This is a genomic window from Sphaerisporangium album (assembly GCF_003323745.1).
Lineage (GTDB): Bacteria > Actinomycetota > Actinomycetes > Streptosporangiales > Streptosporangiaceae > Sphaerisporangium > Sphaerisporangium album.
In genome coordinates this window covers 98,215-112,963 of sequence record NZ_QOIL01000022.1, presented here as the reverse complement: position 1 = coordinate 112,963, position 14,749 = coordinate 98,215, and the positions used below count along the sequence as shown (strand labels likewise).

Here is a 14,749-nt window from a genome sequence, read left to right as displayed (position 1 = left end):
TGACCTGGTCCGGCCGTGCCGGGCGCGCCATCCCTCATAGTGGCGGGGGAGGCGGCGCGCCCGGCACGGCCTCGTCATGTCCGGGGGCGGGCCGGAGCCGGGAACCCAGGAACCCAGGAATATGGAATGCGCCGGGGAATCCCCGCGTTTATGCTGGTGTACGGTGATCTTTCGGCGGGCGTCGTGGGGGGCGGGTGCGGGGGCCATTTCACAGTCTCGGACAATCCACTGTGAATATACCTGTCAACCTCTTGTCAAGACCCACCGGAAAGACGGTCACGCGCCTGGGGAGCACACTCCGCCGGGCGGACGGGCGTGGCCGCCGGGAACCGCACCCGCGCGGCGGCGGCTTCGAGGGAGGCCCTGATGGACGAGCGGCGGCTGGTGAGGGTCTCCAAATACCTGTCCAAACACCTGCGGCACGCGCCCGAGCGCATCGGGATCGAGCTGGACGCCCACGGCTGGGTGCCCGTCGACACGCTGCTCGCGGCCGCCGCCGCCCACGGCTTCCCGATCTCGCGCGACGAACTGGAACGGGTCGTCGCCGCCAACGACAAGTGGCGGTACGCCATCGACGGGGACCGCATCCGCGCCAGCCAGGGCCACTCCGTGCTGGTCGACCTCGCCCTTCCCGTCACGACGCCGCCCGCGCTGCTGTACCACGGCACCGTCGCGGGCAGCCTCGACGCGATCCGCACCGAGGGACTCAAGCCGATGAGCCGCCACGACGTCCACCTGTCGCCGGACCGCGAGACCGCCACCCGCGTGGGAGCCCGGCGCGGCAGGCCCGTGGTGCTGGTCGTGGACTCGGGGGCGATGCACGCGGCGGGACACGAGTTCCGGGTCAGCGCCAACGGGGTGTGGCTGGCCGGGCACGTCCCGGCCGAGTACATCCGCTTCCCCGGCTGACGGGTCCTCCGCGCCATGGCCGTTTCTCCGCTCGCGGCCGTTTCTCCTCGGCGGGGCCTCTTCTCCGCGGCGCGGCCGTCGGGACCGTGCCGTCGCGGGCCGGTGAGCGTCGCGGGCCGGTGAGCGTCGCGGCGCGGCGTACTCGCACAAGGCTCCGGCAAAGCCCCCACAACGGCTGCGCTGTTTCTGCACAGGCGCCCCGTACGTTCGCTGACATGGCGGACAGGCATGATTTCGACGACTGGCTGCGCGACTTCGAGGCCGAGGCGCGGCGGCGCGAACTGCGCGGCGATCCTGACTGGACGGCGGGCGCGCGCCTGCACGGCTCGGTGCTGCGCAGCCTGCAACGCTTCCAGGTCGGCGAGGACGGCGACGGCGCCAACCTAGTCGCCAAGGCGGTCGCGGCCGGCGACGACCGCTACACGCGGGCGGTGCGCCTGTTCGTCGCCGAGGAGCGTGATCACGCGCGGCTGCTCGCGCGCCTGCTGGCCGCCGCCGGCGCGCCGATCATCAGCGGGCACTGGAGCGACGCGGTCTTCGTCCGGTTGCGCCGCATGCTGGGGCTCCGGCTCGAACTGATGGTGCTCATGATCGCCGAGGTCGTCGCCCTGCGCTACTACCGGGCGCTGCGCGACGGGAGCGGCGATCGGCTCACCGCGGAGGTCGCGGGCCGGATCTTCGACGACGAGCGGCGGCACGTCCCCTTCCACTGCGACCGGCTGCGCGACGGCTTCCGTGACCTGCCCCGGCCGGCGCGGGCGGTCGTCCGCTACGGTTGGTGGGTGCTCACGCTCGGCGTCTGCGCGGTCGTCGCCCTCGACCACGGCCCCGCGCTGCGCCGCCTCGGCGTCCCGGCGAAGGTCTTCGTCACCGATGTGACCGCCCTCTTCACGACTGTGACCCACAAAGTCTTCTCCGCGGCACCACGCCACCTGGCTAATCGCATGTGACCATGCGGCCAGAGGGCGGTGGCAACCAGAACAGCGCGTCGCCCTCGCCTCACGCTCATGGCGCCGGCCCCTCCTCGGAGGCCTCACGCGCTGTGGCCGTCGCCAGCAGGCCGTTTCTCGCGGCCTTCGCGGTGGGACTGTCGCTGCCCACATACCGCGAGGACAACTCCAGCGAGAGGCCGTACAGCCGTTCCGCCTCCGTCACGTCGCCTTGCTGGAGCAATATGCGGGCCAGGTTGTTCGTCGAGATCAACGTTGCCGGATGCGTGGCGCCCAGGACGCGGGTTCGCCGCTCCAGGTTGTCCTCATGAATGCTCCGCCCGGTGGCGAGATCACCGAGGAGCCGGTGGACTTCTCCCAGATTGTTCGTCCATACGAACACATCGGGATGGTCGGGACCCAGGGCAGCGGTTCCCAACCGCACGGACTTCTCGGCCAGGCGAAGCGCGCCTTCGAGATCTCCCCTTCTGCGCAGGACCTTTCCCAGGTTGTTCGTGGCGATGATCGTGGATATGTGACGTTCGCCGAGGACTCGGGTGTATACGGCGAGTACATGCTCGTACAGTTCCTGAGCCCGCCCGAGTCCGGCTTCGAGGTCCATCATGACGCCGCCGAGGTCGTTCATCGCCTTCAGCGTGTCGGGGTGGTCGGGCCCGAGCTTGGCCGTCCTGAGGGGCACGATCTCGTCGTAGAGGTCCCGTGCCTCTTCGAGACGTCCCAAACCGTGCAGCGTCATCGCCAGATAGTTCATGATGAGCTGCGTGTGCGCGTCGTCTTTGGCGAGCTTCTGGCGGCACATGTCGAACGCGTGCCGGCACAAATGCTCGCCGACCAGGTAATCACCTCTGCGGAACATGCGTATGCCGATCTCGGCCTCGACTCCCGAGAAGGTCCTGATCTCTGCCGCGTTCAGGGGAGCATCGAGTTCGTCGAGCCCTTCGAGCAGGGCCTGCAGGTGTGGAAGCAGGGATGACGCTCTGGTCCAGCTCTCGTGATCACGGGGATCTTCCAAAGGGAGATTGCGTGCTAGGACGGCCAGGCCGGTCTTGGTCCAGCGGCCCGGCGACCAATGGGCGGCCGGATCCGCCCTCGGCCAGCGGACCACGCCGAGCAGTAGGCGCGTCGTCCGCCGCCACACGTCGCGACGGCGTGCCACATGGTCTCGCATGATGTCGGAGACGAGCTGGTGGATGCGCAGGTGACTTGGCGCCGCTGAGGTGATGAGCGAGGTCTGGCGCAACGCCGAGACGACCTCGTCGAAGGCGAGGTCGTCGAGGACGGCTCGCGCGAGCGGGCGAGGTAGCAGGTCGGATGAACCGGCCAGCAGATCCCGGGGTATGTCCGCCGGCGCCATGAACGAGCACAGTCGCAACCACTGGGACGCGGCGAGGTTCAGCTCCGCGGCTCGGTCGAAGGACAGCCTGAACGTCGCCTCGACTCCGAGCCGATCGCCCGAGGTTCCCCGGTCCAGAAGTTTCCCCTTGTTCACCTGGAAGCGGTGGAGGTACTCGTCCAGGCCAATGCCCGTATCCCGACAGTAGGCTCCGGCCTGCTCCAGTGCCAGAGGCAGCCCCGCCAGGTTCGTGGCCAGCCGCCGCGCGAAGAGGTCACTGAAGTCGCCGCTGCGGCCCTTCAGGAACTTGGCCGCGTCCTCGTCCGGAAACGGCTCCAGGAGCAGTGCCTCGGCGAGTTGCTCGAACTGGGGGTTCCTGGACGTGATCAGGACCTTGCCCTTCTCGGTGATGGGGAGCAGCCCGGAGAGGTCCTTGACGTCGTGGGCGTCATCGAAGACAAGGAGCCAGCCCGTATGCTCGTTGAGGTACTCGACCACCAGCATCGACGTGGCCTCCTGGTTGGAGGTGTCGATTCCGAGGCGCCTGCCGAGATCCGTCAGGGCCGTCATGATGGCCACGCGGCTCCGGGACGGGACGAACCAGCCCATGGTCGCGTCTGGGCGTTGCCGCCGGGCGTACTCCAGGGCCATCTGTGTCTTGCCGATTCCCCCCATCCCGTGGATGAGCAGCGTTCTTCCGGCGCCACGCATCAGCAGGCTTCCGATCCGCTCGAAGTCCTGTTTCCTGTTGCTGAAATGCCGCACCGGCGATGGAATGTTCCATATTTCCTTCTCGATCTCCTTGGGGGGAGCGGCATGGTAGGGGACGGCGCTGTCGGAGGAGCGGCGACGCGCTTTCATCTCCAGCGCGAACACCGGGACGGCCAGGAGCAGCGAGATCGGCCAGGAAATCCAGAGAATGGACCGCCATGCGTCGGGAAGGCTGTTCGCCGCCACGTTCGTCGTGATGGGAAGAAGGAGGATCGCTATGACGGAGGCGAAGGTCACCCATGTGTGACGCCGACGCACCTGTTCGCCTTTCGACGTATGGAATGGTGACCGAGCACCGTGGTCGGGAGCATCAACCCTACTGCCATCTCCTGCGGAGTCTCCAGTATAGGTAAGCGGCTCCCGTTCGATATGTGCGCCTTCCTAACTGCAATATAGGACGGCCGGTTTCGGGGTGAACAGATAGCGTCTTGGCGGCGTTGGCGTAGTAATCGGTGGAGCGCCGGGTGTCATCCCCTCATTGAGGGGATGATTGGGGCTATTTGCCCCAAAAAGGATTGTTGATCCGGCTCTCGGCCATGCCACCCACGGTGCAGGTGCGTACCGCGAGGGCGTAGGAGGGCGGGCACACTAGAAGCGGCCGGGAACACGCGGACATCCTCGGTGAACAGGTGCGGTTCCTCCGTCGCAAGGTGGTGAGGTGGAGGCCGGCGACATGCCCGCCATCATTGACGTCGAGCTCCCGGTGATCACGTGCCCTCGGTCGTCGTCCTGGGCGCCGTACGTCGGTTTTCAGGCGCCGCAATGTCGACGCGGAAGGGGCGCGATCGTCGACCGTCTTCGATTACGATGCCTCCTCCCGAAGGGTCTTCCTTCGTGGCTATTCCTCGCGGTCGGTGTCGCGGTGTGGGGCGTGGGCATGGCGACCGTTCAGGTCCACGTTGGAGTCGGTTTCGGGCTTGCCGGCGAGGACGCGCGCGGCCGCGGTGTACCGCTCGTCCATGCCGGAGTAGCCGTCACGGCGATGGCGTTCGGCCTGGTCGTCGATCCATCGGCTGTGCGCCTCCCAGGCGGCCTGCTTGCTCGTCCCGAGGGCCGCCCCGATCTGTGACCAGGACGCTCCCGCCGCCCGTGCCGACCGCACGGCGAGCTGCCGCCCGTACGCGGCCTTCCGCGCGATCACCTCTCCGAGCGCGAGCGCCTCCAGTGCCTCCTCCTTCGTGAGGGGAGGTGGCGCGTACGGATCGGCTTCGCCGGACTCGTCCCGCGCCCAGGACGCGAGCGCCTCGCGGGCGCGGAGGTTGTCGTACCGCGCGGTGGCTGTCAGGAGCGTGAATCGCTTCTCAAGGTCGTCAGGAGTAGCCATGTCCCGAGTGTCGCGTCAGGCCACCTTGACGTCAAGGTGGCCTGACGCGAGACGTTTCCGCCTAGGGAGGAACCGGTCAGCGAGGGGCGTGGCCGCGGTCGATCCGCCAGCCGGGGCCGGAGGGCGTCGTCGCCTTCTCGCCCGGGTGGATGGCGAAGGCGCGGAGTTCGAAGGTGTGGCGGCCGTCGGGGGCCGGGAGCCAGATGCCGTCGGGGGACGGGAGCATTTCGGTGACCGTCACGGGGCCCGTGCTGCGGGCGACGTGGCGGTGGAACACCTCGATCAGATGGCGGCTGGTGAAGTCCAGAAGCAGCGGCTTGGGCTCCTCGGGAGTCCGGTAGTAGACCTGCTCGGGCATCCCGGCGCGGTGCCGCCACTCGCGTGCCGCCCTCAGCAAGGGCCAGCCGCTGAGCGACGCGTCCCACGGCAGGCCCGGCTCCTGCCAGCGTTCCCGCTGGTAAACGACGCCGTCCACGGTAAGCCGGGGCGTGTGGCCCGGCAGCAGGAACGGGTGGTCCTCGACGGCGGGCAGCGTGAACGCGGCCAGCGGGTCGAACCCGGGGGCGCGCTTGAGCTGCGGGTGCAGCAGCAGCGGGCCGTCGTCGTCGTGCAGCGCCACCCCCGCGCCGTCGCGGAGCACGCGGAGCGCGGCGGCCGGGACCGCCTCGCCCGCCCGGGGCAGGTGCGGGCGCAGCTCGACCAGGATGTCCGCCACCCGGTACGGGAAGATCTTCGTACCGCGCCCGATCACCACCTGGGCCACGCGTACGCCCGCGTCGGCGAACACGTTGTCCATCAGCGCGGCGATGCGGTCAGGCCTGCCCTCCTCGCGGCGGAAGTGGTCGGTCGGGAACACCGACAGCAGCGCCGGGGCGTGCCCCTCGCCGACGACGATCTGGAAGTCGCCCTCGGCCGGCGCGTGCTCGTCGCGTGCCGCGATGAGCAGGTCGACGGAGGTGAACGCGGGGGAGTCGGCGCCGGGCACGGCGACGTCCACGAACTCCGTACGCGCGCGGGCGGCCAGGGCGGCGACCTCCTCGCCGCGCAGGTCCACCCGGGCCTCGCTCTCGCGGCCCTCAAGCAGCCCGCGGACCAGGCCCTCGAAGCGGGCCAGCGCCGTGCCCTCGTCCGCGGACGTCTGGGCGGCGGGCCGGTGCTCCGCCGACGCGCGCAGGTAGGTGAGCAGCGGGACCGACGCCTCCGCGGCGACGGCGTCGAGGACGGTCCGGGCGCGTACCTGCTGGTCGTGGCGGCGCAGCAGCGCGGCCGTGCGCCACAGGTCGAGGACGGGGACGAGGCCGTCGCCCACCCGGGCGGCCACGGGTCCGCCCAGCTCGAACCGGGTCAGGTCGCCGCGGCACTCCTCGAAGACGAGCGTGCGGTCCACGTACATGCGGCCCGCGCCGCGCCGCGCGGCCTCGCCGGTGAGCGCCTCGTAGCGCTCCTCCAGCAGCTTCGTCGCCGTCACCCCGTCCGCGCGCGAGCCGGCGCCGCACGCCTCGACCAGCGCCGTGAGCTCGGCGGTCGTCGCCCGCCACACGCGGACGGCGTCGTCGGGGTCCGGCAGCGCGTCCAGCCAGGCGGCGACGGCGTCCAGCGGCCGGGCGGTGTCCGGGGCCGCGAGCGGGGCGTAGGCGAGCAGGCGCCTGCGGACCAGGGCGTCCACGCGGCCGGCGACGGCCTGCCCGTCGTCCTCGGGGGTGACCGTATCGGCCAGTTCGCGGGCCAGCTCCCTGACGGTCAGGCCGGTCTCGGACAGGGCGATCAGCCGCGCGTCCGTGGCGTCCAGGGCGACCGGCTTTCCGGTAAGGGCGCTGACCGCCCGCCCGTCGGTGAACCGGTGGGCGACCGAGGGGCGGGGGCGCAGGTGGGCGCGCATCCTCGGGTCGGCGCGCACGCCGTCGGACACGGCCTCGGCCAGGCGCGCGGAGGCGAAGACGGTGCGGGTGACTACCGACGGATCGCGCTCGATCCGGACGGCGGCGGGCAGGTCCGGGTCCAGCGTGCCGTAGTTGACCGGGCCGAAATGGCTGTTGGTCTCGTTCTTGGCGGCGAGCCGTTGCAGGTAGGTGACGAGCCTGCGCTCGATCTGGCGGCTCTCGCGGCCACCCCTGCCGTCGGGGCTCTCGGCGTAGCGGCGCAGCCCCTCGTGGAAGGCGGGGCTGAGCAGGAGCACCGCGTCCCGCAGCACGGGGTCCTTCGCGCGCTCCCCGAGGCGCTTGCGGCACAGCTCCAGCTCGGCGGGATGCTCGGCCGACGCCCCCGCGGCCAGCTCGGCGGCCTCGGCCAGGAGCCGGTTCCAATCCTGGAGAAGGCCTACGAGGGCCGGGTCGGGGGCGGCCTCGGGCCGGGGCGCCGGGACGCGGCGGCCCACCGCGGCGCGCTGCTTGCTCAGCAGCCGTCCCGTCGCCGGGTCGCCGTCACCGGAGGCGTCACGGGCCGCGCGCACGGCCTCGGGGAACACCTCGCGCAGCAGCCGGTCCCGGTGCGCCTCGGCGGCGCGTTCGGCGGCCAGGACCGCGTCTATGTCGGCGGCGGTACGGGGGAGCCGGATCTCCTCGAGCACCTCGTAGGGGAATCCTGTCGTGCGTACCACGAGCTGGTCGTGCAGAAGCCAGCTCATCGGAGCGCTCCCCGGACGCGCGGGGTGGATGACGCCATTGCGTTCGCCATTTCTCCGGCCTCTTCGTCGTGCCGTGGATTACTCGGGTCGCACGAGAAACTCGCTGCTTTCCGTGTCCTCCGAACCAGGGAAACGCGATGCGGCGAGTTGCCGGGGGCATCCGCTTCTCCCGTACGCTCACCGGGGCCGGGCGCCGCACAGGGCGAACATGGCATGCGAAGGGGCCTTTCTGACAGGAGGGCGGGCGCTTCGTCGTCGTGGGTGTGCCGCCGGCTTTGCCGGCAGACGGGTGAGGTTCCGCGGTCAGCCGGTTCGCATGTGGCTGAGCAAGATGCTGGGGGATCGGGCGCCCGCGGCGAGGTAGGAGTGGGCCGGGTCGTCGGCGGTGGCCTGGATCGAGCGGAGAAGTTCGAAGACGCCGAGGGAGACGCGCACGGGCCCGAGGGCCTCGGTGCGGCGGCCGTCCCGTACCCTCCAGCCGAGCACGACCGTGGTGAACGTGCCGCGCCGCCCCCGGATACGGCCGGGCTGGACGACGCCGACCGCCTCGATGCCGTCGCCGAGCCGGGCGCGCAGCGCGTCGCGCGAGTCCTCACCGGCCGCGAGTGAGATGTGGGACGGGCTTTCGACGGCGGGCTGGTCGGGCGCGGAGCGGCGGGCGGCGCCCGAGGGGGTCACGCCCAGCTCGGACGCGTTCGCGCGGCCGGTCAGGAAGCCTTTCAGCACCCCGCGCTCCAGCAACACCTGACGGCGCGCCGGGGTGCCCTCGGCGTCCACGGGGCTGACGGGGTCGTCGGCGAGCGTGACGGCGGGGGAGGCGATGCGGCGTCCGACGCGCTCCAGCAGCGGCCGCATGCCCGACAGCACGTTCCCCGCGCAGAGCAGGAACCCCAGGCTGCGGACGAGGTGCGCGGCGACGTCCGGGTGCAGCAGGACCGGCAGTGCCCCGTCGTGGTCCAGGGGGCGAGGCCCCGCCAGGTGCACCGCGCGGAACTCGCGGGCGCGCGCCGCCAGCGCGTCCCAGCGCAGCTCGTCGAACCGGGAGGCGGCCAGGCCGTCGACCATGTGGCCGCCGAGACCTTCGAGCCAGTGCCAGGCGTGATGCCCCGCCTGCTCGTAGGCCACGGCCGAGCCCACGCCGTCGGCGACCACGGTCCAGCTCCGCGTGTGGACGTGCTCCGCGCCGAGGGCCACGGGCCCGGCCTCGGGCGGGGTCAGCAGCTCGGCGAGGAACCGGCGGGAGACCTCGAACGGAGCTTCGGGCTCCGGCACGGCGGGATGGACGGCCGCGCCCACCCCGATGGGGGCCAGGGGCCGGTCGCCTTCGCCGTGCGAGCGGCGGGCCAGCGCCACCGCGAGACGCGCGACGTCTCCGGGCGACGCGGGCGGGGCGCCCAGCAGCAGCGTGGCGGCCCCCTCTCCGGCGCGAACCCGCAGGCCGGTGGTGACGGTCACGCCCTGGCGTCCGGCATGGGCGCCGTCGGCGAAGGCCTGGACCGCGCGCACGGACGTGGACACGCACTGCACGTCGGCGGCGTCCCCGCCCTCCGCCGCGACGGCGTCCAGCAACGCCCGGCAGCCGTGGAGCAGCTCCTCGGCCCCCACCGAGGCCGTGGTGCCAGAGGACTCCGGGGCGGCGGGCGGGGTCGTGAGGGCAGGGGGGTTCACGGGCCGGTCACCGTCATTCGCGCTACTCGCAGGGTGGGCTGGCCGACCGACACCGTCACCGGGAACTGGCCCAGCTTGTTGCACTGGTAGCCGTAGGGCATGAAGCGCAGGTCGTCGCCGATCAGGTCGATGTCGCGCAGCACTCCGAGGCCGGTGCCCGCGAGGGTGGCCTCGCGTACGGGCGCGGTGAGCCTGCCGTTCTCGATCAGCCGGCCGGACGTCATCCGCACGCTGAACCGGCCCGAGCTCATGTCCGTCTCGCCGGACACGATGGACTCGACGTACAGCCCGAACGCCGTGGCCGCGATGATCTCCTCGGGCGGCGTCGTGCCGGGGGCGACGTAGGTGCAGCTCATGCGGGGCAGCGCCGGGTAGGCGTAGCCGAGCCGCCGCCCGTGGCCGTGCGGCGGGAGCCCCGCGGCCCCCGAGGTGCGCCGGTCGTGCAGGTAGGAGCGCAGGACGCCGTCCTCGAGCAGCGCGACCTCCCCGGCGGGCTCGCCCTCGTCGTCGAAGTGGTAGAGGCCCGCGCCGTGCGGGGCCCGAGGCGAGTCCAGCAGGGTGAGCCGTGCGGGGGACAAGGCGTGGCCGAGCAGGCGCCCGTACGCGGCGCCGGGCTGGAGGGCGACGTCCGCCTCCAGCCCGTGCCCGCACACCTCGTGCAGCAGCGCGCCGGGGCCGCCCGCCGCGAGGACGACGGGGATCTCGCCGACCGGCGGATCGACCGCGTCCAGGTCACGGACGGCGTGCTCGGCGGCGGCGCGGGCGGCGGCGCGGATGGCGTCCTCACCGGGCGCGTCGCCGAGCGGGCCGTCCACCTCGGCTCCGGCCACGCGCAGGGTACGGGCCATGGCGCCGTCGCGCCGCGCCGTGGCGTGGATCCGCAGCTCCAGGTGCCGGTGCAGGCCGTGGCGCAGCAGGCCGTCCTCGCGGGCGACCAGCGTGGCGCGCTCGACGAACTCGCCGGTCACCCGGGGGGTCACGAGGCCGGGGAAGGCGGCGCCGACCTCGTCGGCGGCGAGCGCGACCATCCGGGACAGTACCTCGGCGGTGGCGAGGCCGGCGTCCCCGGGCGTGCCCTGGGCCGCGCCGGAGAGCGTCGGGTCCGCCGGCGCCGTGGGCGGGAGTGGACGGCCGGGCGCGTCGCCGGCGAGCAGCGTGCGCAGGTGGTCCGCGTCCAGGTAGGGCAGGTGGCGGTGACGGACGCCGTCCGCCGTGACCAGCGACAGCCCGACGCCCTCGCGGCGGCGCTGCGCGAGCCGCAGCCCGAGCGGGTCGGCGACCGCCCGCGACAGCACCCACGACTCGGCGAAGACCTCGGCCCGCCGCCCCGGCCCGGCTCCGTCGGCCGCCGTCCGCAGCGCGGCGTCCGGGTCGATGAGGGGAGCGACGGTGGGCATCTCTTGTGCCGTGGCGGGACTCGTCCGTGGTGCCCGGTGTGTCGGGGGGGCGCTCATAGGTCTTCTCTCGGGTCGATCAGACGTACGCGGGTGCGGGAGGCCGCCTCGGGGAGGTGGCTCGTCCGCGGCCCGGGGTGAGGCGGGAAGGGCGGTTTCATGGGACGGGGTCCGTGGTGGTGCGGACGGCGCTCAGGCGCAGTTCGGTGCAGTGCGCGCCCTCGGGGCCTTCGAGCCAGAGGTGGCCCGGGCCGGGCAGCATCTCCGACAGGGTCAGGTCCGTGCCCGGCTCGCTGAGGTGGGCGAGCAGTTCGGCCAGGAACAGCCCCTCGGTGTCCAGGAGGACGGGCTTGCGCTCCCCCGGGATCTTCGCGAACACCCAGCGGGGCAGGCCGTGGCGGCGCGCGGCTCTGCGCAGCGCGACCAGGAGGGCGAAGGACGTGTCCTCGCCGGCGGCTCCCCGCGCGGGCTCGGGCGCCAGCTCGTCGCGTGCCACGACCCACCGCTCGCGCTGGACGACCGTACGGCCGATCGAGACGCGCGGGGTGTGGCGCGGGCCGCCCCGCCCGAACGCCACCGGCCGTACCCGCGGGGGGGCGAGGACGTTGTGCGCGGGGGAGTCCAGCTCGCCGTTGTATAGCAGGAAACCGTCGTGTCCCGGCGCCGACAGCATCAGCCGGCCGTCGCGGACGACGACGTCCACCTCGCCGACCGGGATGGTGCGCCCGCCGGCGCGGTGGCTCGGCTGGGACGCCTCGACGGTCGCGCCGGGGAACTCGAACGGGACGATCTTGGCCCGCTTGGAGGTGAGCATGTTCGCGAGGGGGTGTTCGCTGTCGACCCTGGTCAGCAGGGCTCCGATCTCGTCCTGCGCCGCGGCCGGGTCGTCCAGGAACTGCAGGGCCCAGCCCCACAGCAGCACCGTGTCGTGCGACTCGGCCAGCACGAGGGTGAAGTCTCCGGCGCGGACGGCGTCCAGGTCGCGGGCCACGATCATGACGTCGGGCGAGCAGATCAGCGCCCGGCCGGCCAGCGTGCCGGGATCCACGGCGACGTCGGCGGCGCCGAGCGCTACGGGCCGGCCGTCCCCGAGCAGCCGGTCCTCGATCTCGGCCCGCCAGAGGGGACGGGCCTCGACGGCGGTCCGGTCCGATGTGGTGGCGGGCCAGGGGCGGGTCAGGTAGGTCGGGAGGGGGAGGCGGTCGCCTTCCTTCAGGTTCAGTGACTTCAGCGCGGCGGCGGTGAGGTCGGCGTGTGTGGTGACGGCTTCGGCGGCGAGCAGGTCCAGCACCGGGCCCAGCTCGGCGGTCAGCAGGCGCAGCACGTCCTCGCCGAGCTGTAGGGGGGTGGCCGCGCCCAGGCACTCCTCGGTGATCACCAGCCGGTCGGCGTACAGCTGACCGCCCGCGCGGCGCGCCTCCAGGCCCGTGAGCTCACCGGTCTCCCGTTCGAGCACATCCAGCAGCTCGCGCCGCCTGCCGAAGTCCGCGGACGCGAACTCCTCCTGCAGGTCGCGCAGCCTGTCCAGCCGCCTCAGCCACGTCTCGCGCGCGGGGCAGTCGTCAGGAAGCTCGGCGACGCGGTCGCGCAGGGCTTCGAGCGCGCGGGGCTCGGTGACAGGCAGGTCGACGCCGTACGCCACGATCCGGGCGCGGGCCAGCCGTTCCAGCTCGGCGACCACCTCGCCGACCGGCGCGCCGACCTCCTGCGCGAGCGTGGTCGCGGTGCGCTTGCCGTCCACGAGCGGCAGCAGCTCGGCGGCGCGGCCCCTGAGCGCGACCTTGCGGGTACGGGCCAGCGTCACCGACGAGCCGTCGGCGGCCGGCCTGGCCAGCGTGGACACCCGCGGCCGCAGATGCGGCCGCACCTCCGCGTCCGCCCCCAACCTCGCCGCCAACGCCTGCACCACCCAATACGCGACGTACGCATGCCGCCGCGTCACGACCCCGGCCCTTGGCGCATCGGCCGTAGCGGGTTCTGTCCGCTGCGCCTCGGGCTCGGGGAGGTCCGCAGGGGGCACGGGTGAGCTGGCGGGGGTGGGGCGAGGGGTGAAGGTGCCGTAGTTGATGGGGCCGAAGAACGAGGCGGTCTCGTTCTTGGCGGCTACGCGTTGGAGGTAGCCGGCCAGTTGGCGTTCCAGCGAGCGGACGCGGCCCGTGCGCGTCTCTTCGAATCCCGCGGCCAGGTAGCCGCGCAGCCCGCGTTCGTACATCTGCGGGCTCGACAGCCACACGGCCTCCTGGAAGCGCTCGTCCGCCACGAGGTCGCGCAACGCCCTGCGCCGAACCGGGAGCTCGGCTCCGAACTCGGCGCGGGCGTCCCGCTCGGCCTCCGCCAGCCGCTCCAGCGTCCGCCCGTACCGGTCCAGCAGGGCCCGCGTCTCCGCCGGCAGCTCGCCGACGGAGACGGGCGACGCTTCGGCGGGGGTGGAGAGGGGGCGGTGGCGCGAGAGGATCTTCCAGAGTTTGCGGCGGAGGCGGCCGTCCGTGACGTGGTCGGAGTCCTTGAGGTGGGCGATGGCGGCGTCGGCGGCCGTTGTGAGCGCTTCCTCCGCGTCGAGCAGGGCGTCGATCCTGGCCGACGTCAGCGGGAAGGAGATCCGCTCCAGCAGTGCGAACGGGAATCCGGTGCTGCGGAGGATGAACTGGGGGTGCAGTTCCCAGCGCGCGGGCCGCGCGGTCATCGTGCCGGCTCGGCCTTCGGGGCGAACGCGGTGGCCCACTCGTCGTCCTCGCCGGCGACGAGGGCGGAGACGGCGAGGCCGGTGAGCCCGCCGGTGAGGATGCCCTGCCCGCCGTGCCCGGTGGCGACGACGACGCGGTCGTCGCCGGGCAGGACGCCGAGCAGCGGCCGTCCTCCGGGGGCGGCGGCGCGCAGCCCGCTCCAGACGTCGCGCAGGGCGCCGGCGCCGAGGCGGGGCAGCGTCCTGCTGAGGAACGCGGTCAGCACCATGAGCCCCTCGGGGGTGACGGTCTCGGTGAAGCCGGTCTTCTCCTCCGTCGCGCCTACGACGACGGTGCCGGACCTGCTGGGCGCCGCGTACAGCGAACCGGAGACGACGTGGCGCAGGGTCACGGGCGCGTCGACCCGGAGCATCTGGCCGCGCAGGGGCCGGATCGGCAGGGTGGGCAGCCCGGGGATGTTGCCCGACCACGCGCCCGCCGCCAGCACGACCCGATCGGCCGAGACGGGGCCGTCGTGGGTGGCCAGCTCGACGCCGTCGGCGGTCCGCTCGACGCCGAGCACGGGGGTGGCGAGGCGGATCCTGGCCCCGGCCGCGGTGGCGGCCTGCTGGAGCATGCTGACGTACCCGTCGGCGTCCATCACCAGGCCCGACGGGTCGAAGTACGCGCCGTGCAGCTTGTCGGTGGACAGCAGCGGCTCGACCGCGGCGAGCCCGGGGCCGTCGTACCAGGTGCCGAGGTACCCGGGGTGGGCCGTGGCGGCGGTCTCCAGCTCCTCGCGCTGCTGCGGGGTGCGGACGAGCCGGATGACGCCCGCCTCGGTGCGCAGCCGTCCCGGGTCGCCGCCGGTGATCTCGTCGAGGTCGGCGAAGAGCTGCTTGCGCCCCGCCTCGGCGAAGGAGAGCATCAGCGGGTCGGCGAGCAGCCGCACCGACGGGACCCCCACGCCCGCCGCCGCGCGCGAGCCGCGGCCGCCGACCCCGTGGGCGTCCAGCGCCACGACGGAGGCGCCCTGCGCGGCGAGACGCCGGGCCGTGGAAGCGCCGACGACTCCGGCGCCGATGACGGCGATGTCGTATCGAGGTGCCATGGG

General features: G+C 72.9%; 9 protein-coding genes. 2 read left to right on the top strand and 7 right to left on the bottom strand.

Features of this window, described 5'->3' with window-relative positions; translation table 11 throughout:
- Window positions 1-366 precede the first annotated feature (366 nt).
- Window positions 367-909 (top strand): RNA 2'-phosphotransferase, encoded by a 543-nt coding sequence (locus tag DQ384_RS31515; protein ID WP_114032586.1) that lies wholly within the window; start codon window positions 367-369, stop codon window positions 907-909.
- 215 nt (window positions 910-1,124) lie between these two features.
- Window positions 1,125-1,859: a ferritin-like domain-containing protein gene (locus tag DQ384_RS31510; RefSeq protein WP_114032522.1), complete on the top strand. Its 735-nt coding sequence runs from the start codon at window positions 1,125-1,127 to the stop codon at window positions 1,857-1,859.
- Window positions 1,860-1,914: 55 nt separating this feature from the next.
- Here DQ384_RS31510 and DQ384_RS31505 read toward each other — a convergent pair whose 3' ends face one another.
- The 7 genes from DQ384_RS31505 to DQ384_RS31475 form a co-directional block, all read right to left on the bottom strand.
- A complete protein-coding gene (locus tag DQ384_RS31505; protein ID WP_114032521.1) occupies window positions 1,915-4,200 on the bottom strand; it encodes a tetratricopeptide repeat protein in 2,286 nt (761 codons plus the stop codon).
- 601 nt (window positions 4,201-4,801) lie between these two features.
- Entirely contained in the window at window positions 4,802-5,287 is a 486-nt protein-coding gene (locus tag DQ384_RS31500) for a hypothetical protein (protein ID WP_220183245.1), read from the bottom strand.
- Window positions 5,288-5,363: 76 nt separating this feature from the next.
- Window positions 5,364-7,910 (bottom strand): lantibiotic dehydratase family protein, encoded by a 2,547-nt coding sequence (locus tag DQ384_RS31495; RefSeq protein WP_114032520.1) that lies wholly within the window; start codon window positions 7,908-7,910, stop codon window positions 5,364-5,366.
- Between the two features lie 303 nt (window positions 7,911-8,213).
- Window positions 8,214-9,578, bottom strand: coding sequence for a TldD/PmbA family protein (locus DQ384_RS31490; protein WP_114032519.1), 1,365 nt, complete (start codon window positions 9,576-9,578; stop codon window positions 8,214-8,216).
- Entirely contained in the window at window positions 9,575-10,975 is a 1,401-nt protein-coding gene (locus tag DQ384_RS31485; protein WP_114032518.1) for a TldD/PmbA family protein, read from the bottom strand. Before DQ384_RS31485 ends, DQ384_RS31490 begins: the two co-directional genes overlap by 4 nt.
- 154 nt (window positions 10,976-11,129) lie before the next feature.
- Window positions 11,130-13,655 (bottom strand): lantibiotic dehydratase, encoded by a 2,526-nt coding sequence (locus DQ384_RS31480; RefSeq protein ID WP_147268963.1) that lies wholly within the window; start codon window positions 13,653-13,655, stop codon window positions 11,130-11,132.
- Complete coding sequence (locus tag DQ384_RS31475) at window positions 13,652-14,746, bottom strand: NAD(P)/FAD-dependent oxidoreductase (RefSeq protein ID WP_114032516.1); 1,095 nt, start codon at window positions 14,744-14,746, stop codon at window positions 13,652-13,654. Before DQ384_RS31475 ends, DQ384_RS31480 begins: the two co-directional genes overlap by 4 nt.
- Window positions 14,747-14,749 lie beyond the last annotated feature (3 nt).

Coding starts and splice junctions, on each gene's coding strand:
- DQ384_RS31485 (WP_114032518.1), bottom strand. CDS start 10,975: ATGCCCACCGTCGCTCCCCTCATCGACCCGGACGCCGCGCTGCGGACG.
- DQ384_RS31480 (WP_147268963.1), bottom strand. CDS start 13,655: ATGACCGCGCGGCCCGCGCGCTGGGAACTGCACCCCCAGTTCATCCTC.
- DQ384_RS31495 (WP_114032520.1), bottom strand. CDS start 7,910: ATGAGCTGGCTTCTGCACGACCAGCTCGTGGTACGCACGACAGGATTC.
- DQ384_RS31500 (WP_220183245.1), bottom strand. CDS start 5,287: ATGGCTACTCCTGACGACCTTGAGAAGCGATTCACGCTCCTGACAGCC.
- DQ384_RS31515 (WP_114032586.1), top strand. CDS start 367: ATGGACGAGCGGCGGCTGGTGAGGGTCTCCAAATACCTGTCCAAACAC.
- DQ384_RS31510 (WP_114032522.1), top strand. CDS start 1,125: ATGGCGGACAGGCATGATTTCGACGACTGGCTGCGCGACTTCGAGGCC.
- DQ384_RS31475 (WP_114032516.1), bottom strand. CDS start 14,746: ATGGCACCTCGATACGACATCGCCGTCATCGGCGCCGGAGTCGTCGGC.